Here is a 22,186-nt window from a genome sequence, read left to right as displayed (position 1 = left end):
GGCGCCTGCCCTGGCTGACAGCCGTGGTGGCTTCGCCCATGGACCTGGCTCGCGTGCTGAACGCGGCACCGGCGCTGTTCACGCAGCGGTTCAGCCTGTCCCATGCGCCACCTCGCCACCCCAGAAAGACCACGACGCAGGCCCACCGCACCTCGCTGGGCAGGCCGAGCTGCGCGTTTGACGGCAGGCGCAGCCAGACCGCACGCGTGCGCCCGGCCCTCATGGCGCTGGCGCTTGACTGAATACACAGTATGCAGCCACTGTCGTTCACAGAACAACGGTAACAGCCCCATACTGCCTCAATGCTTATTCACCCCGTCGTCCGACGCGGCGGGTTGATGGATGGGCCCGCCACGCAGCCCCCCAACCCGACAGGTCGCCCATCGGGCGTGGGCAGGCAACGGCATGCGTCATCGGGTGGCGCCTGACTCGTTGGCCCCTGCAGGCCGGGTACAGTGACGCGGCTGCGCCGGTCGGTGCCGACGTCAGGCCAGATCGGCCAGGGGATGCGAGCCGGTGTAGCGCGGCTTGAAGTGGTCCTCGACCAGCGCGGGGCTGACTTCGTCAAGCGTGGCGGGCGACCACCGCGGCGACTTGTCCTTGTCGATGAGCAGCGCGCGCACGCCCTCGGCGAAGTCGCTGTGCACGGCGCAGCCGCAGGCGGCGTTGTATTCCAGGCGGAACACGTCGGCCAGCGACAGGTGGCGGGCGCGCCGCTGCAAGGCCAGCGACAGCGCGGCCGTGGTGGGCGAGCCCTTGACGAAGTTCTGCGCCCCCTGGGCCAGCCAGGCAGCGCTGTGCTGGGTCAAGGCCTCCAGGCGGGGCGCCAGGTCCTTGAGCTGGTCACGGCCGATGACGCGGTCGATCAGGCTGCGGTGCGTGGCCAGGTTGGAGGCGGCCATGTCCGGCGTCGCCAGGCCTTGCAGCAGGTGCGACAGCAGCGCGCCGTTGCGCGCAGGGTCCTGGCACCACTTGGCGGCCTGCAGCTTGGCCAGCAGCGCGGCCTGCGCCTCATGCGGCAACACGAAGTCGGCCATGCCGGTGTAGACGGCGTCGGCGGCGTTCATCTGGGCGCCGGTCAGCGCCAGGAAGGCGCCCAGCCCGCCGGGCAGGTGCCCCAGGAACCAGCTGCCGCCCACATCGGGGAACAGGCCGATGGTGATTTCGGGCATGGCCAGCCGCGATTGGGGTGACACCACGCGGTGGCTGGCGCCGATGATGAGGCCGATGCCGCCGCCCATCACGATGCCGTGCCCCCAGACCAGCACGGGCTTGCCGAAGGTGTGGATGAGGTGGTCCAGCCGGTACTCGTGCTCGAAAAAGGCCTGGGCCTCGGCCGCCACGGCCACCTGCCCGCCTTCGGCCTGCGCCTGCGCCTGCGCCTGGGCGGCCTGGATGGCGCGCGCCATGCGCACCACATCGCCGCCGGCGCAGAAGGCCTTGTCACCGCTGCTGCGCAGCACCACGCCCACCACACCGGGGTCTTGCTGCCAGGCCAGCAGGCGCGGGTACAGCAGCTCGATCATCTCGAGCGACAGCGCATGCAGGCTGGCCGGCGCATTGAGGGTGGCGACGCCAAAGCGCCGGTCGTCGGCGGTGTGCAGTTCGTCAAACAGCACCACGGCTTCGGCTTGAGACGGGTGGGTCACGCAGGGCTCCAGTCAGGACAATCCAATGGTGACGAGCTTAACCGCGTCGCCCGGCAATTGCGCAGCGCAGGCACATGGCCACCCAACCGGCCCAAGGCCCCGCGGCGGCTGGAACAAGGCCAGGTCCCTGGGCAGTCATCCGTGCTGCAGGGCGACGCTGGCCGGGGACGCGCACCGGATCGCCGCTGCCAGCCAGGGGACTACACACCCACCCGCGTTCAAAAACGCACGCTGCCGGCTGGTACTGACCCCTGCTTGACCGGCAAAGGCGGCCTGGCTGGGTACCATGCGGCTGACACCGACCCCACGCCGCCCCGCTCTGCTTCCTCGCCCATGCCGCATCCTCCCCTTCGCCGCCCTCGCCCACCTGCCCCCTGGCGCCGCCAGCCCTGGGGCTGGCTGGCCGGCCTGGCCTGCGTGTGGGCACTGGCTGGTGGCGCGCAGGCGGCCCCCGATGCCCGCATCCTGGAGGCGGCCCGGCAGGAACAGCCGGCCTTCCTGAACACCCTGCGCGAGCTGGTGGAGATCGAGTCCGGCAGCCGCGACATCGACGGCGTGCGGGCCATGGCCAAACGCGTGGCCGCCCGACTCAAGGCCCTGGGCGGCGAGGTGCAGACCCTCTTGCCCACGGACATCGTGCGCCTGGACGACACGCCCGAGCAGCTGGGCCCGGTGGTCAAGGCCGTGTTTCGCGGTACCGGCACCGCGCGCATCCTGCTGATCGCGCACATGGACACGGTCTACCCGCGTGGCACGCTGCAGCACCAACCTTTTCGCCTCGAGGGCGACAAGGCCTACGGCCTGGGCGCGGCCGACGACAAGCAGGGCGTGGCCCTGATCCTGCACCACGTGGCGCTGCTGCAGAAGCTGGGCGTGCGCAATTTCGGCACCCTCACCGTGCTGCTGAACAGCGACGAGGAAATCAGCTCGCCCGGCTCGCGCCAGCTCATCACCGCCACGGCGCGCGACCAGGACGCGGTGTTCTCGTTCGAGGGCAGCGGCCACAGCGGCGCCGTGTACCTGGCCACCAGCGGCATCGGTGCGGTCTACCTCAGCGTGCGCGGACAGTCGGCGCATGCCGGCGCCAATCCCGAAGCCGGTGTGAACGCCCTGTATGAGCTGTCCCACCAGGTGCTGCAGATGAAGTCGCTGTCCCAGCCCGAGCTGGGCCTCAAGCTCAACTGGACCCTGTCCCACGCCGGCACCACGCGCAACGTCATCCCGGACCTGGCCACGGCGCAGGCCGACGCCCGCGCGCTGCGCCTGGCCGACTTCGACATGCTGCGCAGCGCCCTGCAGGAAAGCGTGAACCAGAAGCTGCTGCCCGACAGCGAGGTCAACGTGCGGTTCGAGCTGCGCCGCCCCCCGCTCGAGGTGAACGACGCGAGCCGCGCCGTGGCCCGCCACGCCCAGCGCATCTACGAGCAGGAGCTGGGCCTGGCCATGCCCGTGATCGACATCGCCACGGGCGGCGGCACCGATGCGGCCTTTGCCGGCCTGCAGGCGCGCGGCGCCGTGATCGAAGGCCTGGGCCTCACGGGCTACGGCGCGCACGGCAGCGGCGCCGAGTACGTGCTGCTGGATTCGCTGGTGCCGCGGCTGTACCTGACCGTGCGCCTGGTGCAAGACCTGGCCGCCGGGCCGCTGCCGCCCTGAGCTTTCTGGCCTGGCGCGCCAGCGCAGACCCGACCCCGCGCGTCCCACGGGCGACGCAGCCACCGCACTGCGCCATCGTGCACGCAGGTATCGAGACACCGATGTTCCTGCAGGCGATGTCCATGGTCACGAGGGCTGCGGCCGCCGCTGAGGGCAACCGTGCGTAGACCCCCCCGACCCCCAGACGGCGCAGCGGAACCGACTTGGCTCGCCGGGCGCTCGCGCAGCCGCCAAGCGACCGTGCAGTACAGGCCGAGGACCTTGGTGAGGCCTGCAGCAGATGGCTGAAGGGGGCCGCCAGCCAGCTGACGGCACGCAGAACCATCACACCCGCTCGCGCGCGCGTTCGTAGGCGCGCCAGAACTCGGGCGTCTGGGTGCTGGCGAAGTTGATGCGCATGCAGGTGCTGGGCGCCCGCTCGGGGTCGAACAGGGCGCCTGCCGCCAGCAGGTAGCCATCGTCCAGCAGCACCTGGGCCAGGCGCTCGGTGTCCACGCCCGTGTCCACCCAGCCGAACAGGCCTGCGGGTTCGGCCACGAAGCGCGCCCCGGCCTGGCGCGCCAGACGCACGCTGCGGCTGCGCGCGGCATCGAGCTGCGCCTGCACCCGCAGCGCGTGGCGACGCAGCTGGCCGTGTTCGATGCAATGCGCCAGCGCGCGCTCCAGCAGGGCCGGCGCGGTCAGGCTGGCCAGCAGCTTGGTGTCCAGCAGCGGCTCCAGCCAGCGCTCGGGGGCGGCCAGGTACCCGATGCGCCAGCCCGGCGCCAGGATCTTGGAAAACCCGCTCACGTAGATGCAGCGCTGCAGGCCGTCCAGCGCCGACAGCCGCAGCATGTGTTCGGGTGCCAGGTGCTGGTAGGTGTCGTCCTCGGCGATGTAGAAATCGTGCGCATGGGCCAGCTGCAACAGACGGTGCGCGCTGGCCGGCGAGAGGCAGTAGCCCGTGGGGTTGTGCAGCACGCTGACGCTGATGAACAGGCGCGGCGCCTGGGGCGTGCCCGCGTGGGCCTCGCAGTAGCGGGCCATGACGGCGAGGTCCGGCCCCTCGGGGCCGCGCGGCACGGGCAGCATGCGCAAGCCCAGGGCCTGCAGGCGCGCGAACTCGACGGACCACCCGGGCGATTCGACCATCACGCTGTCCCCGGGCCGCAGCAGCGTGCGCGCGATGATGTCCAGCGCCTGCGTGGCGCCCGCCGTGGTGATGACCTGGTGCGCCTGCGCCGGCACCTGGGTGGCCTGCAGGCGCATGGCGAGCACCTCGCGCAGCTGCGCATCGCCGCGCGCGTCGCCATAAAAGGCCGTGACCTCGTGCAGCTGCGTGGCGGCCTTGCGCACCGCAGCCGCCAGGAAATCGGTCTGCAGCCAGGCGCTGGGCAACATGCCCATGGCCGGCTGCGGCTTGTCGCTGATGGGGTTGAACATGCCGCGCATGAGGCTGGCGGCGCTGGGCGCGTTGCGCATGGCCGCCGCCGCGGCACTGCGCTCGTCGCGCACGCCCTCGGCCGGCCCGGGCGCTGCGTCGGCCGGCGCAGCGCGGAACGGAACGGGCGCGGGATGGGCCTCGCCCTGCAGGCGGCGCGCCACCACCTCGCGCACGAAAAAGCCGCGGTGCGGCCTGGCCTCGATCAGCCCCTGGGCCTGCAGCTGGTCGTACGCCGACACCACGGTGGAGGGGCTGACGCCCTGCTGCTGCGCGCATTGGCGCACGCTGGGCAGGCGGGTGCCGGCCGGCAGCAGGTGGTCGCGGATGCGGCTGGCAAAACGCGCCGCCAGCTGTTCGGTGCGTGTGCGGCCCATGGCGTCGTCCTGTCGCATGTGCATTCACCTTTTGGTTTGCTGGGTATCACCCGTTTCACGATTATTTTTCATCGGCAGCAAGGCCATACACCACTCATTCGTATCCACTGGCATCCGATGAAGCAACGGCTGACGGTCATCTGTGTGCGCCAAACCGCCCACACACTTTCGACATTGAACCCCTCAAGTGTACTGAAGGTGTACCGATTCCATGCCGCAGCCGCGTCTTACAGTGGTCACCCGTTTCCCTGATGCCCCTGCCATGTCCAGCCCGCCTGCTTCACCCCACCCTGCCCCGTCGCCCACCGCGTCACCGGCCCCCGCCCGGCCCGATGCCGCCCAGCGCCAGCGCTGGGGCATGTGGTTGGGCCTGCTGGGCGTGGCCTGTTTCGCGCTGACCTTGCCGGCGACGCGGCTGGCCACGGGCTCGGCCGCCGCACCGCAGATGAGCGCCGAGTTCGTGACCATCGGGCGCGTGGCCGTGGCCGGCCTGCTGTCGGCCCTGTTCCTGCTGGTCACCCGTTCACCGTGGCCGCCGCGCAGCACCTGGGGGCCGCTGGCCCTGGCCATCGTGGGCAACGTGTTCGGGTTTCCGCTGCTGCTGGCGCTGGCCGTGCCGCATGTCAGCGCGGCGCACGCCGCCGTGGTGCTGGCCACGCTGCCCCTGGCCACAGCCGTGCTGTCGGCGCTGCTGCTGGGCCAGCGGGCGCGACCGGCCTTCTGGGCCTGCGCCGTGCTGGGCGCCGCGCTGGTGGCGGTGTTCATGTGGCGCGGCCTGCCTGTCGCACATGCCTCGGCCCCCGCCGCCGCTGGTGTCACCGCGTTGTGGCTGCCCAACCTGTGCCTGCTGGGCGCGGTGCTGACGGCCGCGCTGGGCTACGTCTGCGGCGCCAAGGTCACGCCGGTGCTGGGCGCCGAGCGCGTGATCTGCTGGATGTGCGCCGCCATGCTGCCGCTGGCCCTGCCGCTGACGCTGTGGCTGTGGCCCAGCCAGCCCGTGGCCGGCTCGGCCTGGGCCGGTTTCGCCTACGCCGGCACGGTCTCCATGTGGGCCGGCTTCTTCGCCTGGTACCGCGGCCTGGACTGGGGTGGCGCCCTGCGCGTGAGCCAGGTGCAGCTGCTGCAGCCCTTCCTGGCCATGCTGGCGGCCTGGCCGCTGCTGTGTGAGCCGCTGCAGGCGTCAGCCATCGGGTTCACCGCCATCGTCATCTTGACGGTGTACATGGCCAAGCGATTTGCGCAACCAACGACCAGCACCCCATACCCCTCACCCCGTCAACCCATGACCGCGATGCAGCCCGCCCACGCGTCCCCCAGGGGCGGCGCGCTCTCGGCCAAGCACTAGGATTGCTGCCCTCATGTACCGAAATCCCGACGCCTCCATGTCCTCCACCCGCCCCTCGCTTCGCCCCGATCACTGGCACCTGGCGCAACGCGCCGAGCGCATGAATCCCTCGTTCATCCGCGAAATCCTCAAGGTCACCGAGCGGCCCGGCATCATCAGCTTCGCGGGCGGCTTGCCGGCTCCCGAGACGTTCCCGGTCGAGGCCATGAAAGAAGCCTGCGCCCGCGTGCTGACGGCAGACGGCCAGGCCGCGCTGCAGTACGCCGCCAGCGAAGGCTACGGCCCGCTGCGCGAGTGGGTGGCCGCGCGCATGCAGGCCCAGGGCATGGCCGTGAGCGCCGAGCAGGTGCTGATCACCACCGGCAGCCAGCAGGGCCTGGACCTGCTGGCCAAGGTGCTGCTCGACAAGGGCTCGCGCGTGCTGGTCGAAACCCCCACCTACCTGGGCGCGCTGCAGGCCTTCACGCCCATGGAGCCGGTGTTCGAGGCCGTGCCCGGCGACGACGACGGCCCCGACCTCGACGCCATGGCGCAGATGCTGGGCGTGGGCCAGGGCCAACCCGAAAGCCCGGACCGCCGCCGCCTGCTGACCCTGGACTTGGACGGCGACCAGCCGGCGCAACAGCCGCGCTTCATGTACCTGATCCCGAACTTCCAGAACCCCACGGGCCGCGTGATGGGCGCCGCCAAGCGCCAAGCCCTGCTGGCGCTGGCCGTGCGCGCCGGCCTGCCGCTGGTCGAGGACAACCCCTATGGCGAGCTGTGGTTCGACCAGGCGCCGCCGCCGCCGCTGCTGGCCGCCCACCCCGAGGCCGGGCTGTACCTGGGCTCGTTCTCCAAGGTGCTGGCCCCCGGGCTGCGCCTGGGCTACATCATTGCCCCCAAGGACCTGTACCCCAAGCTGCTGCAGGCCAAGCAGGCGGCCGACCTGCACACCCCGACCTTCAACCAGCGCCTGGTGGCCGAGTTGATCCAAGGCGACTTCCTCGACCGCCACGTGCCCACCATCCGCGCCCGCTACAAGGCCCAGTGCGCCGCCATGCATGGCGCGCTGTCGCGCCACATGGCCGGGCTGGACGTGCAGTGGAACCAGCCCACGGGTGGCATGTTCCTGTGGGCCCGCCTGCCCGAAGGCGTGGACACCATGGCGCTGCTGCCCAAGGCGGTGGACGCCGGCGTGGCCTACGTGCCGGGCGCCGCCTTCTACGCCGACAGCGTGGACACACGCACCATGCGCCTGTCCTTCGTCACCGCCAGCGAAGCGCAGATCGACCAAGGCGTGGCCGCCCTGGCCCGCGTGCTGCGCGACTCTTTGGCTTAAGCAGTATCCAGCACATGCCGTTGTTCAAACAACGGTAACCAGCCCATACCCCCATGACAATCAAGCAACGTGCGTTTGCGCAGGTCGATGTGTTCAGCAGCCGGCTCGGCGATGGCAACCCGGTGGCCGTCGTGCTCGATGCCGATGGCATGAGCGAGGCCGACATGGCGCGGCTGGCCGTGTGGACCAACCTGTCGGAAACCACCTTCGTACTGCCGCCCACGCAGCCGGGAGCCGACTACCGCCTGCGCATCTTCACGCCTGCGGGTGAGCTGCCGTTTGCCGGCCACCCCACGCTGGGCAGCTGCTTTGCGTGGCTGGCCGCGGGCGGGCGCCCGCAGCAGGCCACGCACATCGTCCAGGAATGCGCCAAAGGCCTGATCGCGCTGCGGCCCGAGGGCGATGGCCTGGCCTTTGCCACGCCCGCGCTCGACCGCCGCGACCTGAGCGCCGCAGAGCTGGCCGAGCTGCTGGCGGCCCTGCAGCTGCCGCCCGAGGCCGTGCTGGCCAGCCAGCGCCTGGACAATGGCCCTGTGTGGTGGACCTTGCTGCTGGATTCGGCCGAGCGCCTGCTGAGCTTGCCCATCGACGCCAACGCCGTGCTGCGCCTGGGCCGGCACATCGGCCTGGCCGCACGCACCGACGAAGACGCCACACAGGACCTCTCCAGTCCGGGCCTCATCCGCCGTGCCAGCCGCGAAGCGCGCGCCTTTGCCAGCAGCCAGCCAGCGACCGCCGAGGCCGTGGACCTGGAGGTGCGCGCCCTGTTCTGCGCGCCGCATCAGTTGTTCGAAGACCCCGTCACCGGCAGCCTGAACGGCAGTCTGGCGCAGTGGTTGATCGCCGAAGGCCGCATGCCGGCGCGCTACACCGCCGCCCAGGGCACGGCCATTGGCCGCGCCGGCCGCGTGCAGCTGAGCCACACCGACGATCAGGTCTGGGTGGGCGGGCGATGCGTCGCCGCCGTCACCGGCCAGATCCTCGCCTGACCGCATCAGCCCCGCCAGAGCAGGCGCCCTGCCTCCGCGCAGGTCTCCGGCCCGCAGCTTCGGCCACATGGGCCGATCGCGGCCCGACGAGGTCAAGGCCTTCGAGGAACGCACATGGCAGGCCGAGGGCCATCCGCCTGACCCGCTGTCCGCCGTGTACGAGCTGCACACCGCACGGTCCCGCCAAGGGTCTCGCCAGGCAGCCTCGCCGAAGGACCCCACCAAGGGCTGCGCCCAACGGCCCACCGCGCGGCCAGGCCGACCCGATCGCATCACCGTTTCGCCAATCCGCCCGGCAAGGCGACCACACTGCTCCCCCTGGACTTCGCCATGTTCCCCATTGCCCGCCCGAGTTCCCCCGCCACCGAGGTGTCACTGCCCAGCCTCAGCGACATCGAAGCCGCCGCCTGTGTGGTGAACCAGACCGTGCCGCCCACGGCCCAATACCGCTGGGGCCAGCTGGAGCAGCTGCTGGGGGTGGAAACCTGGCTGAAACACGAGAACCACGGCCCCGTGGGCGCCTTCAAGCTGCGTGGCGGTCTGACCTATTTCGACGCCCTGGCGCGCCAGGGTCGCTTGCCACCCGCCGTCGTGTGCGCCACACGCGGCAACCACGGCCAAAGCGTGGCCTGGGCGGCCCGTGCGCATGGCGTGCCCTGTCACATCGTGGTGCCCCGCGACAACTCGCGCGAAAAGAACGCGGCCATGCGTGCCCTGGGCGCCCACGTCATCGAACACGGGCGGGATTTTCAGGAAGCGCGCGAACACGCCCAGCAGCTCGCGCAATCGCTGCCGGCCCACACCGTCCCCAGCTACCACGTCGAACTGGTGACCGGCGTCAGCACCTACTGGCTGGAGCTGCTGCGCGCCGCGCCGCAGCTCACGCACCTCTACGTGCCCATCGGCCTCGGTTCGGGCGCCTGCGCGGCCATCGCGGCCAAGCTGGCCTTGCAGCACCCGGCCCGGGTGATCGGCGTGACCAGCGCACGGGCGTCCACCTATGCGCGCTCGCTGGCCGCTGGCCAGGTCGTGGCCGCCGAGGTCAGCACCCAGCTGGCCGACGGCCTGGCCGTGCGCGAGGCCGACCCGGCGGCCCTGCGCGTGCTGCAAGCCCACCTGCACGACCTGGTCGAGGTCGACGACGATGCCGTGGCCAACGCCATGCGAGCACTGTTCCAGGCCACGCACAACGTGGCCGAGGGCGCCGGCGCTGCGGCACTGGCCGGTGCACTGCAACAGGCGAGCAGCCTGCGCCACGCGCACGCGGTGGTGGGCCTGGCCCTCACGGGCGGCAACGTTGACGCCGACGTGTTCGCGCGCGTGCTGCAGGCCGCCTGAGCCCCTGCCGTTTGCTCGGCTGTGCGATACCTGGAGACGCCGGCGCTGCCCGGCCTAGGCCTGTGCCACGAACCCCGCGTCCACCTGAAGGCCCGAAGCACTGCTGGCGGCCGGCCGCTGGCCGCAGGCGCTGACGACGAACAGCCTGCTCGGCACCAGACTTGGCATCGCCCTGTGTGACTTGCCTGTCGGCCTCATTTGCTGCCAACAAAAACGCCTGCACAAGGCAGGCGCGGGTGTTCAATCGACTCGCCGACTCAATGGTGGTGGCCGTGCGCACCGTGCACGTGGCGGTGCGTGATTTCTTCCGCCGTGGCGGCGCGCACGTCGATCACCTTGGCCGAGAACTTGAGGTCCTGACCGGCCAGCGGGTGGTTGCCATCCAGGTGCACCTCGGGGCCTTTGATCTTCATGACGTGGTAGATCTGCGGCTGGCCCTGGTCGTTCACGCCACGCAGCTGCCCCCCCACCTTCACGCCCGGCGGAAATTCGGCCTTGGGGATGACCCGGGTGAGCGATTCGTCGCGTGCGCCGAAGGCGTCGGCCTCGGGCAGGTCGACCTGCACGGTGTCGCCCTTGGCCTGGCCCTCCAGAGCGGCCTCAACCTTGGCAAACAGGTTGTCGTAGCCCCCATGCAGGTAGGCCACCATGCCTTTGTCCAGCACCTTGCCTTGCGTGTCCTTGATGAGGTAGTCGAGCGTGACGGCGGTGTCTTTGGCGATGTTCATGACCAGCGTGTGTAGGCGGAGAAAAGCGGCCCATTGTAGTGGCCGGTCATGCCGCAGCCCCGGCCCGCACCGTGCGCCAACCGGGGCACGGACCTTCTGCGCGAAGACCCATTGCGAATGCATCCCAACCCCATCCATGGCATCGGCTGCCCGTTGAGCGCGCGGCCCGCCGGCCTGCGCTGCGGGCCACGGGGTGCAGGCTGGTGGGGAGGTGTGCGGCTCCAGATCGCCTGACGCACCTGGGGTAAAGGTGTTCAAGGTTTCACCAAGTCGAAAGCAGAGTATCTCGATCTCGTCGTTTTCCATCAATCGGCAATCGATGCATACCCCACTGTCAATAATCCTCCTTGGCGAGGCCGAGCGCACCTTGGCGGCGTTGTAGAGCTGCAGGCTGGTCCACTGGCGGCCTTGTTCCATCTCCCACAGGGCCTCGGGTTTGAGCTGGGCCCGTTTGTCGGCGTCGTCCCTCAGGGCCTGGGGCGCCCGCGAGCTGCGCGCAGCGCAGCGTGATCCAGGCGCGCCAGGCCGCGTCGAGGTAGGACGTCCTGGTGCCGCGACGACAATCCCTCAGCGGCCGGCGTCACCCTGCGGCCCGTTGGGCCACCACGTCCCCGGCAAGCGCTCGACCCCTTGATCGGCCACGCGCAGCAAGGCCTCGGCGCTCACGCGGTCGGGCGCCAGCTCGTGCAAGGGCAACAGGGCAAAGGCGCGCTCGTGCAGACGGGGGTGCGGGAGCACCAGGGCCGGCTCGTCGCTGCGCAGCCCGCCGTGGTCCAGCAGATCCAGGTCCAGCGTCCGTGGCGCATGGCGCCAGGCGCGCGTGCGGCCTGCTGCCTGCTCGATGGCCTGCAGGCGCAGCAGCAGGTCGGCCGGCGCGCGGCGCGTGCGCAGCGCCACCACGGCATTGAGGTAGTCCGGCCCCACGGCATCGAGGGGCGCCGTGCGGTACAGGCTGGACACGCCGACCACCTGCTCGGACTGCGCCAGGGCGTGCACGGCCTGGCGCAGGGTCTGCAGGGCGTCGCCCAGGTTCGCGCCCAACCCCACGTGCGCCAGCACGGGCTGCGCCGGCGCCTGCCACAGCGGGCTGGCCGGCGGCACGTCCCGCACCGCCACCAGCGTGACGGGCTGGCGTTGCACCTGCGCGATGCGCCAGTGGTGCAGGCATTCGCGCACCAGCGTCAGCTCCACCGCGAAACGCGGCGCCAGGGCGCCCAAGTGATCGGCCAGGGTGCGCGCGCCAGCGGGGCCCACGGCCTGGTTGAACACGGCCTCGACCTCGGCCGGTGACCAGGCCTGGCCTGGCGTTGCCGATGACGCAGAGGCCGCCAGCCAGTCGGTGCCGGACGCGCCCTCGTTCGATGGGGACACGCGCGGCGAGGCCTGCTCGAAGGCCCGCAGCGCCTGATGCGCGTCCCACCCGAGCCAGCCGGGGCCACACAGGTGCAGCACGGCCGCGGGCTCCACCGCGCTGGCGCGCGGCAACACCCAGTCTTCCACCTGTTCGATGGCCTGCTCCCAGGCCAGGTCGCTCAGTCCCGTGCCAAAGCACTGGCGCGCCAGGTCGGCGAGCGACCACGCCGCCTCGGGCGGCCCGTCGGCATGCAGGCGAACCGACAAGCGGCCCGGGACATCGAGGATCAAGTCAGGCATGGGATGGCGGTGGATGGCGTTTGGACAATCGCGCACTGACTTGGCAGTATCAAGTCATTTCCGTTGACTGTCTAGTGGAGACGAGGTCATACCCCATCCACCAAGCGCAAAGATGCCTGTGCACAAGACGTGTGTGCGGATGCCCCAGCAGGGACGTCAACGCAGGCGAGCTTCGTCGCCATGATGGCATGCGCGCGGCATGCGCAGGTCGTGTCGCCTGGCATGCGCCCAATGAAAAAGCCTTGCGAAGCGAACTTCGCAAGGCTTTCCATGTTTGGTGCGGCTGGCAGGATTCGAACCCACGACCCCTTGGTTCGTAGCCAAGTACTCTAATCCAACTGAGCTACAGCCGCTGAAGCTATGAAGTATAGCTGAAAAATGGCCTTGCGCGCAAATGGCGCAAAAATTTCTCGCTCATGCCGCTGCGGCAATGGCCGCCAGGTAGGCCTGCACGGCGCGGGCATACCCCATCTCCAGCGCATCGCCGATGAAGGCGTGGCCGATGGAGACCTCGGCCACCTGCGGCGCGGCGCGCAGGAAGTCGCTGAGGTTGAGCAGGCTGAGGTCATGGCCGGCATTCACCCCCAAACCGGCCGCCGCCGCCGCGCTGGCCGCCAGCGCATACCGCTGCAACTGCCCTGGCTGATCCGGCCCACCCCAGCTCGCGGCGTAAGGCTCGGTGTAGAGCTCGACGCGATGGGCGCCGACGGCGGCGGCACGCGCCATGAGCGCGGGCTCGGGGTCCATGAACAGGCTCACGCGCATGCCGAGGTCGCGGCACTCGGCAATCGCCCGCGTCAGCGTCTCGTCGACCTGACGGAGGTCGTAGCCATGGTCGCTGGTGAACTGACCCTCGCCGTCGGGCACGAACGTGACCTGGGCCGGTTGCAGGCCTTTGGCGGCCAGGGCACGGACCAGCCCCAACAGGTTGTGCGCGGGGTTGCCCTCGATGTTGAACTCGGCCTGCGGGTGCTGCAGCAGCAGCTCGGCCAGGTCCCACACATCCGACTCGCGGATGTGGCGGGCGTCGGGCCGCGGGTGCACGGTGATGCCGTGCGCACCGGCGGCCAGGCATTGCTCGGCGGCACGCGTGACGCTGGGGATGCCCAGGTGACGGGTGTTGCGCACCAGGGCGACTTTGTTGACGTTGACGGACAGCGCCGTGCGCGCAGGGGAAGTCATAGCTGCTGAAGCGTGTGGGTGATGTGGCGGGTGCGCAGATTCTGCATGCCGCAGTGGTAGTGCAACAAGGCCTTGAGTTGGCCGCGCAAGGCCGCGCGCGCGGACCCAGGCAGGGTGGACCAAGTGTGCTGCAGCGCCTCGAACGGCGCTGCAGCCTGCAGGGCGTGATCCAGGCCTTGCCATTGCTCGCCGGACAAAGCGGTCTGCTCGGGCTCCCACTCGGGCTGCAGGCCACCCTCGGCCGTCAGGCGATACGCCCCGTGGGGCTGCAGCGCACCGCCATGGGCCTGGGTCTGCAGGTCGGGCAGGTGACCCAGCGCCTGCAGCGCCAGGATCTCGAACGCGCGCAGGCCGGAGACCGCCTCCTTCGCGCCCTCGCCCTGCAGCGCATGCATGGCCAGGACATAGGCGTCGAACGCATCGGGGTGCGGGTCTTCACGCGCCATCAGGCGCATGACCAGCTCGTTCAGGTAGTAGCCCGACAGCAGGCGTTCGCCATGGGGCATGACGTGGCCGCCGCCCCATTCCGCCGACTTGAGCGTACGGACCTCTTCCTTGCCCGACCAGGACAGGCGCAAGGGCTGCATGGGCAAGAGCACGCTGCGAAAGTTGGAGCTGGGCCGCTTGGCGCCTTTGGCGATCAGGGCGATGCGGCCGTGGTGGCGCGTGAACACCTCGAGCACCAGGCTGGACTCGCTCCAGTCGTGCCGGTGCAGCACATACGAGGGTTCATGGAGTATGCGATCTTTCACGTTGATTCACCAACGAGAGATTCACCATACTGCATGCAGCCATTCTTTGATGCGAGGAATGGCAGGCACCCGTCACTCATACCCATACGAACGCAGGTGGGCCTCGTTGTCGGCCCAGCCCGAGCGCACCTTGACCCACAGCTGCAGGAACACCTTGGCCCCCATCAAGCGCTCGAGCTCGACGCGTGCCTCGGTGCCGATGCGCTTGAGGCGTTCGCCGTTCTGACCGATCACCATGGCCTTGTGGCCATCGCGCTCGACCACGATGGTGGCGGCGATGCGCACCATGCGGTCGACCTTGCGGCCTTCCTCTTCCTTGAACTCGTCGATGACCACGGTGGCGCTGTAGGGCAGCTCGTCCCCCGTGAGGCGGAACAGCTTCTCGCGCACGATCTCGGCCGCCAGAAAACGCTCGCTTTTGTCGGTCAGCTCGTCCTCGCCATACCACCAGGGCTGCTCGGGCAGGTAACCCTGGCAGATGTCGAGCAGGCGCTCCACATCCTTGGGCTGCTTGGCCGACATGGGCACGAACTCAGTGAAGGGGTGGCGCTCCTGCATGGACTTGAGCCAGGGCGCCAGCTCCTGGCGCCGGTGCATGGTGTCCAGCTTGTTGGCGATCAGCAACGTGGGCGTGCCGGGCGGCAGCAGCGACAGCACCTTGGCATCGGCCAGCGAGAAGCTGCCGGCCTCGACCACGAACAGGATCAGGTCCACATCGGAGACGGCACCCAGCACGGCCTTGTTGAGCGACTTGTTCAGGGCCTTCGAGTGCTTGGTCTGATACCCCGGGGTGTCGGCAAACACGAACTGCGCCGCCACGTCGTCCTTGACGCGTGAATGGATGCCCGTGATGCGATGGCGCGTGGTCTGCGCCTTGCGCGAGGTGATGCTGATCTTCTGCCCGACCAGGGCATTGAGCAGCGTGGACTTGCCCACGTTGGGCTTGCCCACGATGGCCACCAGGCCACAGCGCGACAAAGGCTCGTCAGCGCTGGGTTCGGAGAGGGAGGATTCGGATTGCATGGTGATGGAGGTGGCGCGTTGGCACGCTGAGTGAAAGCCGCAAGGCTTGGAAACGGACGAACGGGGCAGATCCGCTCAGGGCGGTCGTCCATGGTAGCGGCCCCGTTCGAGGGAAGAAGACCGGGGCCTCAAGGCCCCGCAGGCACATGGGGCCTGGGCGCCGGTTGGCAATGGTTTGGCCTGATTCAGGAGGATGACCAGCGCGGCGCTCACCCCGGCTGGCGTTGCGTCAACAGGGCCAGCATGGCCTGGGCCGCCGCCTGCTCGGCGTGCTTGCGCGATTCGGCATCGCCTTGGGCCTGCAGCCGAAGCGCCGGCACCTCGCAGGTCACGTGAAAGACCTGGGCATGGGCGGGTCCGCTGACACCCGACACGGTGTATTTGGGCAAGGCCATGCGCTTGCCCTGCAGGTGTTCCTGCAAGGCCGTCTTGGCATCGCGCGCCGACACGCCGCCCTGGGCCTTCAGGTCCACGTCGGCGAACAGGCGGTGTACCAGGGCGCGGGCCTCGGCAAATCCCTGATCGAGGTACACGGCGCCGATGATGGCCTCCACCGCATCCGCCAGGATGGAGGGGCGCGTCAGCCCACCGGACTTGACCTCGCCAGCGCCCAGGCGCACGTGCTTCGGCAGGTTGAGCTTGAGGGCAATGCGGTGCAAGGACTCCTGACGCACGAGGTTGGAGCGCGTGCGCGAGAGCTGGCCTTCCGAGAAATCCGGTTGCTGCCCATAGAGCAGCTCGCTGATCGCCAGACCGAGCACGGCATCGCCGAGGAACTCCAGGCGTTCGTTGTGGCTGGCGCCAAAGCTGCGGTGCGTCAGGGCCGTGACCAGCAACGCGGGATCACGGAAGCCGAGCTTCAGGGCCGCTTCAAGCGATTCAGCCACCGATGCGGCTGGGCCCGAACTTCGCTGTGGTTCCTTCATATTTCATGACGAGGTAAGCAGGACCGACGAGGTGAATCTCGCGGTCGTAGGCAAAGGAAACCACGGGCTCACCGTTCGCATCCTTGGTGATTTCGAGGTCCTTGGCCGAGATGGAGGTGATTTGGTCGATGGTGGCCGAACGGTCGAACGCCGCCCGGATCTGCTGCACGGTGCCGCCTTCGGCCGCCGCCTTCTTGGCGCCCTTGGTGATGGCCTGGTACTCGATGAGCGTGGGCAGGACCTGCGCCCCGACCAGGATCACACATGCCAGGATTGCCCCCACGAAAATCAGCCCGATCAAGGTAATGCCTTGCTGACGACGCTTCAGTTTCATACCACCCTCCTCTTCCCAAGACCGTGGCTCATCGAATGGAACCGATGCGCCCCCAATTGCCCAAGTTCATCCACACGAACACCGCCTTGCCGACGATGTTCTGCTGCGGCACGAAGCCCCAGTAGCGCGAATCCATGGAGTTGTCGCGATTGTCACCCATGACGAAGTACTGGCCAGGCGGCACTTCGCAGCTGACGCCTTCGACGCTGTACTGGCATTGCCGTTTGTCTTCCGGCGGAAACTCCGGCGTGTCGCCGATGAAGGCCGCGCGGCGGGGATCCACGATGATCGCGTGTTGACGACCATCGAGCGACTCCTGGTAATGCTCGAAATACTGCGACAGGTCCTTGTCCAGGAAATCGTCGAGTTTGTCCTGGGGCACGGGCACGCCGTTGACCGTCAGCTTTTTGTTCAGGTAGCTGATCTTGTCGCCGGGCACACCAATGACGCGTTTGATGAAATCGACGCTGGGTTTGGGCGGATAACGGAAGACGATCACGTCGCCGCGCTTCACGGGCTCGCCGTCGGTCAAGGCGGTGTTGACGATGGGCAAGCGCAAACCGTAGGTGAACTTGTTCACCACGATGTAGTCCCCGATCAGCAAGGTGGGGATCATGGAGCCCGAAGGGATCTTGAACGGCTCGAACACGAAGGACCGCAGCAGGAACACGACCACCAGCACCGGAAACAGCCCAGCCGTCCAGTCCAGCCACCAGGGCTGATCCAGCGACTTGGCGCGTTGCTGTTCCAGAGCTTGCACATCGGCAGCGATGCCGTGCTGCTGCGCCTGGGCCTGACGTTCGGCGATGGTGGCGTCCAGCTGCACCGCGGCCTGACGCCGCCGGGGCGCAAACACCAGCTTTTCCAACACCCAGTAGAGGCCGGTCACCACCACGGCCGCGAACAGCAGCACCGTGAAGTTGCCCTCCACCGCACCGCGCATCCAGGCCAAGCAATACGCCACAAAGCCCAACAGCACCACACCGGTCAGAACTGGCATCACTCCTCCACCTGCAGGATGGCCAAGAACGCTTCTTGCGGCACTTCCACCGAACCAATCTGCTTCATTCGCTTCTTACCCGCCTTTTGCTTCTCGAGGAGTTTGCGTTTGCGCGTAATGTCCCCGCCGTAGCATTTTGCCAGCACGTTTTTGCGCATCGCCTTCACGGTTTCACGGGCGATGATGTTGGCGCCAATGGCCGCCTGAATCGCCACGTCGAACATCTGGCGGCTGATGATTTCGCGCATCTTGGCCACCACGGCGCGCCCCCGATACTGGGCCTGGCTGCGGTGCACGATGATGGACAGCGCATCCACCTTCTCGCCATTGAGCAGGATGTCCACCTTCACCACATCGGATGGGCGGTATTCCTTGAACTCATAGTCCATGGACGCATAGCCGCGGGACACCGACTTGAGCTTGTCGAAGAAGTCCAGCACGATCTCGCCCAACGGCAACTCATAGGTCAGCATGACCTGGCGCCCGTGGTAGGCCATGTTGATCTGCACGCCGCGCTTCTGGTTGGCCAGCGTCATCACCGGGCCCACGTAGTCCTGGGGCATGTACAGGTGCACGGTGACGATGGGTTCGCGAATTTCGGCCAAGCGCCCGGTATCGGGCATTTTCGAGGGGTTCTCGACCTGAATGACTTCCCCATCCGCCTTGAGCACCTCGTACACCACGCTGGGTGCAGTGGTGATCAGGTCCTGGTCGAATTCACGCTCGAGCCGCTCCTGCACGATCTCCATGTGCAGCAGCCCCAAAAAGCCACAGCGGAAACCGAAGCCCAGCGCCTGGGACACTTCGGGCTCGAACTGCAGCGCGGCGTCGTTGAGCTGCAGCTTCTCCAGGCTGTCGCGCAACTGGTCGTACTGGCTGGCTTCGGTCGGGTACAGGCCTGCAAACACCTGCGGCTGCACTTCTTTGAAGCCCGGCAAAGCTTCGGTCGCGGGCCCCAGATTGTTCGGCAGCTTTTTCTCGACCGTGATGGTGTCACCCACCTTGGCCGCCTTGAGCTCCTTGATGCCCGCGATGATGTAGCCAACCTCGCCGGCGCGCAGCGCATCGCGGGGTTCGTTGGCCGGCGTGAACACGCCCAATTGGTCGGCGGCGTAGACGCTGCCCGTCGCCATCATCCGGAAACGCTCGTGGCGCTGCAGTTGACCGTCGACGATGCGCACCAGCATCACCACACCGACGTAGGCGTCAAACCAGCTGTCGATGATCATGGCCCGCAGCGGCGCATCGGGCTGGCCACGCGGTGCCGGCACCTTGGCCACGATCATTTCCAGGATCTCGTCGATGCCCATCCCGGTCTTGGCCGAGCACGGCACCGCATCGCTGGCGTCGATGCCGATCACGTCCTCGATCTCGGCCTTGGCGTTGTCGGGATCGGCCTGCGGCAAATCCATCTTGTTGAGGACCGGCAGCACCTCGACGCCCAGATCCAGCGCCGTGTAGCAGTTGGCCACGGTCTGGGCTTCAACGCCTTGCGAGGCATCGACCACGAGCAAGCCGCCCTCACAGGCCGACAGCGAGCGCGAGACCTCATAGGAGAAATCCACGTGACCCGGGGTGTCGATGAGGTTGAGGTTGTAGACCCGACCATCCCGCGCCTTGTACTGCAGCGCGGCTGTCTGGGCCTTGATGGTGATGCCACGTTCTTTCTCGATGTCCATCGAATCCAGAACCTGGGCCTCCATCTCGCGATCGCTCAAGCCCCCACAACGCTGGATCAGTCGATCGGCCAGCGTGGACTTGCCGTGATCGATGTGCGCGATGATGGAAAAATTGCGGATGTGATTCATGAACAACAGTGGGTGCGGCAGCAAAAAAAGCGCACTGCCCTCAGTGCGCTTTTTGTGTAGCAGAGCAAGTGCCGCCTGACGGCAGCACTCATTTTAGCGTTGCAGCCCCGTCAAGGCGCTGGCTTGAACACGAGATACTGGGCCAGGTCGCCTCGCCGCACCAGCAGGTTGAAGGGCTTTTTCCGCTTGGCGGCGGCTTGCATTGCGGCTTCGAACTCCGCCACCGACTGCACATCCTTGTTGTCCACGGCCAGCACCACATCGCCAGCCTTGGCACCCGCCGTGGCCGCCTGCCCCGTGGCGCGCTCGACCAGCACGCCACCGCGCACGCCCAGCTCGCGGCGTTGCGCGTCGGTCATGTTAGAAACCCCGAAGCCCAGCAGCTGGCGCGCGGGCTGCGCCTCGCTGGCCTTGCCGCCGGCCGGTTGCGCGGGCTTGTCGGGTTCCACCGCCGCGATCTGAATCGGCAGGGCCTTGGCCTGCCCCCGGCGCACGATGCTCAGGGTGGCGCTGCTGCCGGGCTTGAGCGCGCCCACCAGCCGCGGCAGGTCGTTGACGCGCTCGATGTCGGTCTGGTTGAGCTTGACGATGACGTCACCCGGCTCCAGGCCGGCCTTGGCCGCAGGCGATCCCGGCTCGATGCGGCGCACCAGCGCACCCCGAGCCTTGCCCAGGCCGATGGCCTCGGCGACATCCTCGGTGACGGCATCGATCTGCACGCCGATGCGGCCGCGCGTGACCTTGCCGGTGGTCCTCAGCTGCTCCGCCACCCGCGACGCCTCGTCAATCGGAATGGCGAACGAAATGCCCATGAAGCCACCGGAGCGCGAGTAGATCTGGCTGTTGACCCCGATCACCTCACCGCGCAGGTTGATCAGCGGGCCGCCCGAATTCCCGGGGTTGATGGCCACGTCGGTCTGGATGAACGGCAGGTAGTCGCCGGTGTCGCGCTGCCGCGCGCTGACGATGCCGGCGGTCACGCTGTTGTCGAGGCCAAACGGCGAGCCGATCGCCATCACCCATTCGCCCACCTTCACCTTGCCCACGTCGCCGATTTTCACGATGGGCAGGCCCGTGGCGTCGATCTTCAGCAGGGCGATGTCGGTGCGCTTGTCCGCGCCAACCACCTTGGCCTTGAACTCGCGTTTGTCGGTGAGGGTCACGGTCACCTCGTCCGCGCCCTCGACCACGTGGGCGTTGGTCATCACATAGCCGTCGGCACTGGTGATGAAGCCCGATCCCAGGCCGCGCACCGGCTCGCTGTCCCCCGATCGATCGGGCAGGTTGCCGCCAAAAAAGCGCCGCAACAACTCCTGCATCTGCTCGTCCTGAGGCGACAGGGCGCGGCGCTTGGCGGAGGTGCGAATGTTCACCACCGCCGGCCCCACCTGGTCGGCCAGCTCGGTGAAATCGGGCAGGCCCCGCGCTTGCGGCGCACTTTGCGCCAGCGCGGGCTGAGCGCCCCCCGCCCCCAAGGCAGCCAGGGCCAGCACAGACGCCCCCACAGAGGCACGAACACGGAACAAGGCAGTCATGGCCATTTCGTTCAACAGAAAGTGAAATCGCAAATCCAATGAACAGTATCACCCGGCTTCCGTTCATCAACAAACGGACACCAGACCATACTCCTCATCAGGGACGAGCAGGCTTATCGCCCGGCAAACGCTCCATCGCCTTCAAGACTCCGCGCAGCGTGGTGGTCGGGACTTCGCCCACCACCGTGGCCCACCACTCGGTCTTGTTGGCATCCACCGAACGCGTCACCAGGGTGTGCGTGGCGCCCATGGACATGTGCCCCTCCTGGCGGTGACGCTCAGGGTCATACCGCTCCAGGAAAATGGACACCGAGGCCATGCCATCGGAAAACACGCATTGCAGCCAACCGTGAGCCTTCGCAGGCTCCCGTTTGTAGCAGGTCACCGGCTCGAAGCCCGCCGGCAGATCCTGCACGGACCAGCCTTCGCCGGCTGGCGTGGTCACCGCAGCCTTGGAGCGGACGACCTTGTAGCCCGGGGGCACGCGTTGCATCTCCGCCAGCAAGGCATCGGCCTTGATGGCGGGATCCAGCGCCAGCTCCGAAAACTCGCTTTGTTCGATCACGCTGCCGTCGCTGCCCAGGGTCTGCAGCTTGAGCACCAACCCCGTCTTCACATCCGACCAGACGCGGTAGCCGAAACGCCAGCCATCGAGGGGGCGGAAATCGACGGTGTAGGTCTCGAATCCCGCAATGCGCCCCCGCCCGCCGGGCGCCACCCGGTAATGCGCCGACGCGGCCTTGAACCGATCGCCTGCGCCGGGAAACACCCCACCCTGTGCCCCCAGCTGCTCGTGACGCACGATCTTGGCATCCGGGAACACCGTGGTGGCCTGCGCATTGCGCCGATAGGTGATGCGCTGCTGCCCCGTCAAGGCCTCGATGCGCTCGATCACATCCCGCTTGTGGACCACATGCGTGATGCGCGAGGAGGACACGCTGGACACATTGGGCATGGAGACGATGAACACGCCCTTGAAGCTGTGCTCCTTCGGCGCCTTGCGGAACAAGGCCGTCCATGTCTCCATGGACCAATCCGGCGCCCCGGCCGGGCCGAAGCTGACGCCGCCTTTGGCCACAGCGGGCAGGCTGGCCGCGCCCAGCACCAGCGCCATGCCTTGCAAGAAAAACCGCTTGCTTGTCATGTCACC

19 protein-coding genes and 1 tRNA gene are annotated in these 22,186 nt (G+C 68.2%); 6 read left to right on the top strand and 14 right to left on the bottom strand.

Annotated features, from left to right (window positions below):
- The first annotated feature begins 38 nt into the window (after positions 1-38).
- Positions 39-242 (top strand): hypothetical protein, encoded by a 204-nt coding sequence (locus CCO03_RS03455; protein ID WP_087277296.1) that lies wholly within the window; start codon positions 39-41, stop codon positions 240-242.
- Between the two features lie 243 nt (positions 243-485).
- Here the strand turns inward: CCO03_RS03455 and CCO03_RS03450 are convergent, their stop codons facing one another.
- Positions 486-1,649 (bottom strand): enoyl-CoA hydratase/isomerase family protein, encoded by a 1,164-nt coding sequence (locus CCO03_RS03450; RefSeq protein WP_087277293.1) that lies wholly within the window; start codon positions 1,647-1,649, stop codon positions 486-488.
- Between the two features lie 333 nt (positions 1,650-1,982).
- On the opposite strand from CCO03_RS03450, the gene CCO03_RS03445 reads away from it, so the two are divergent.
- Positions 1,983-3,305, top strand: a complete 1,323-nt coding sequence (locus tag CCO03_RS03445; RefSeq protein ID WP_087284103.1) for a glutamate carboxypeptidase — start codon at positions 1,983-1,985, stop codon at positions 3,303-3,305.
- A 324-nt stretch (positions 3,306-3,629) separates the two neighbouring features.
- Here CCO03_RS03445 and CCO03_RS03440 read toward each other — a convergent pair whose 3' ends face one another.
- On the bottom strand, positions 3,630-5,120 hold the full coding sequence (locus CCO03_RS03440; protein WP_236904017.1) for an aminotransferase-like domain-containing protein: 1,491 nt from the start codon (positions 5,118-5,120) through the stop codon (positions 3,630-3,632).
- A 244-nt stretch (positions 5,121-5,364) separates the two neighbouring features.
- On the opposite strand from CCO03_RS03440, the gene CCO03_RS03435 reads away from it, so the two are divergent.
- The 4 genes from CCO03_RS03435 to CCO03_RS03420 all read left to right on the top strand — a co-directional run bounded on the left by CCO03_RS03435 (position 5,365) and on the right by CCO03_RS03420 (position 10,095).
- A complete protein-coding gene (locus CCO03_RS03435; protein ID WP_087277291.1) occupies positions 5,365-6,447 on the top strand; it encodes a DMT family transporter in 1,083 nt (360 codons plus the stop codon).
- 37 nt (positions 6,448-6,484) lie between these two features.
- The gene (locus tag CCO03_RS03430) at positions 6,485-7,768 is read left to right on the top strand and encodes an aminotransferase-like domain-containing protein (RefSeq protein WP_087277288.1); all 1,284 of its coding nucleotides are present in this window, start codon (positions 6,485-6,487) and stop codon (positions 7,766-7,768) included.
- A gap of 53 nt (positions 7,769-7,821) precedes the next feature.
- A complete protein-coding gene (locus CCO03_RS03425) occupies positions 7,822-8,757 on the top strand; it encodes a PhzF family phenazine biosynthesis protein (protein ID WP_087277285.1) in 936 nt (311 codons plus the stop codon).
- Positions 8,758-9,087: 330 nt separating this feature from the next.
- On the top strand, positions 9,088-10,095 hold the full coding sequence (locus CCO03_RS03420; protein WP_087277282.1) for a threonine dehydratase: 1,008 nt from the start codon (positions 9,088-9,090) through the stop codon (positions 10,093-10,095).
- Between the two features lie 257 nt (positions 10,096-10,352).
- On the opposite strand, the gene CCO03_RS03415 is transcribed toward CCO03_RS03420, so the two are convergent.
- From CCO03_RS03415 to CCO03_RS03360, 12 genes are all read right to left on the bottom strand, one after another.
- Positions 10,353-10,823: an FKBP-type peptidyl-prolyl cis-trans isomerase gene (locus CCO03_RS03415; protein WP_087277279.1), complete on the bottom strand. Its 471-nt coding sequence runs from the start codon at positions 10,821-10,823 to the stop codon at positions 10,353-10,355.
- Positions 10,824-11,390: 567 nt separating this feature from the next.
- The gene (folK, locus tag CCO03_RS20640; RefSeq protein ID WP_087277276.1) at positions 11,391-12,476 is read right to left on the bottom strand and encodes a 2-amino-4-hydroxy-6-hydroxymethyldihydropteridine diphosphokinase; all 1,086 of its coding nucleotides are present in this window, start codon (positions 12,474-12,476) and stop codon (positions 11,391-11,393) included.
- Between the two features lie 275 nt (positions 12,477-12,751).
- Positions 12,752-12,829: transfer RNA gene (locus CCO03_RS03405), tRNA-Arg, on the bottom strand.
- A 61-nt stretch (positions 12,830-12,890) separates the two neighbouring features.
- On the bottom strand, positions 12,891-13,658 hold the full coding sequence (locus CCO03_RS03400) for a pyridoxine 5'-phosphate synthase (protein WP_087277273.1): 768 nt from the start codon (positions 13,656-13,658) through the stop codon (positions 12,891-12,893).
- A complete protein-coding gene (gene recO, locus CCO03_RS03395) occupies positions 13,655-14,416 on the bottom strand; it encodes a DNA repair protein RecO (protein ID WP_205690392.1) in 762 nt (253 codons plus the stop codon). Before recO ends, CCO03_RS03400 begins: the two co-directional genes overlap by 4 nt.
- Before the next feature lie 66 nt (positions 14,417-14,482).
- Entirely contained in the window at positions 14,483-15,433 is a 951-nt protein-coding gene (gene era / locus CCO03_RS03390; protein WP_087277267.1) for a GTPase Era, read from the bottom strand.
- Positions 15,434-15,642: 209 nt separating this feature from the next.
- A complete protein-coding gene (rnc, locus tag CCO03_RS03385) occupies positions 15,643-16,359 on the bottom strand; it encodes a ribonuclease III (protein ID WP_087277264.1) in 717 nt (238 codons plus the stop codon).
- Positions 16,313-16,693 carry a DUF4845 domain-containing protein gene (locus CCO03_RS03380; RefSeq protein WP_087277261.1) on the bottom strand — a complete coding sequence of 127 codons (381 nt, stop codon included), beginning with the start codon at positions 16,691-16,693 and terminating at the stop codon, positions 16,313-16,315. The genes rnc and CCO03_RS03380 overlap by 47 nt, the downstream gene beginning before the upstream one ends.
- 28 nt (positions 16,694-16,721) lie before the next feature.
- Positions 16,722-17,693 carry a signal peptidase I gene (gene lepB / locus CCO03_RS03375; RefSeq protein ID WP_087277258.1) on the bottom strand — a complete coding sequence of 324 codons (972 nt, stop codon included), beginning with the start codon at positions 17,691-17,693 and terminating at the stop codon, positions 16,722-16,724.
- Entirely contained in the window at positions 17,693-19,501 is a 1,809-nt protein-coding gene (lepA, locus tag CCO03_RS03370) for a translation elongation factor 4 (RefSeq protein ID WP_087284098.1), read from the bottom strand. Before lepA ends, lepB begins: the two co-directional genes overlap by 1 nt.
- A gap of 110 nt (positions 19,502-19,611) precedes the next feature.
- Positions 19,612-21,036, bottom strand: coding sequence for a DegQ family serine endoprotease (locus tag CCO03_RS03365; RefSeq protein WP_087284096.1), 1,425 nt, complete (start codon positions 21,034-21,036; stop codon positions 19,612-19,614).
- A gap of 97 nt (positions 21,037-21,133) precedes the next feature.
- A complete protein-coding gene (locus CCO03_RS03360) occupies positions 21,134-22,180 on the bottom strand; it encodes a MucB/RseB C-terminal domain-containing protein (RefSeq protein ID WP_169717447.1) in 1,047 nt (348 codons plus the stop codon).
- Between the last annotated feature and the right edge of the window lie 6 nt (positions 22,181-22,186).

The organism is Comamonas serinivorans (assembly GCF_002158865.1).
Classification (GTDB): domain Bacteria; phylum Pseudomonadota; class Gammaproteobacteria; order Burkholderiales; family Burkholderiaceae_C; genus Comamonas_E; species Comamonas_E serinivorans.
This window is presented reverse-complemented; position numbering and strand designations above follow the sequence as displayed.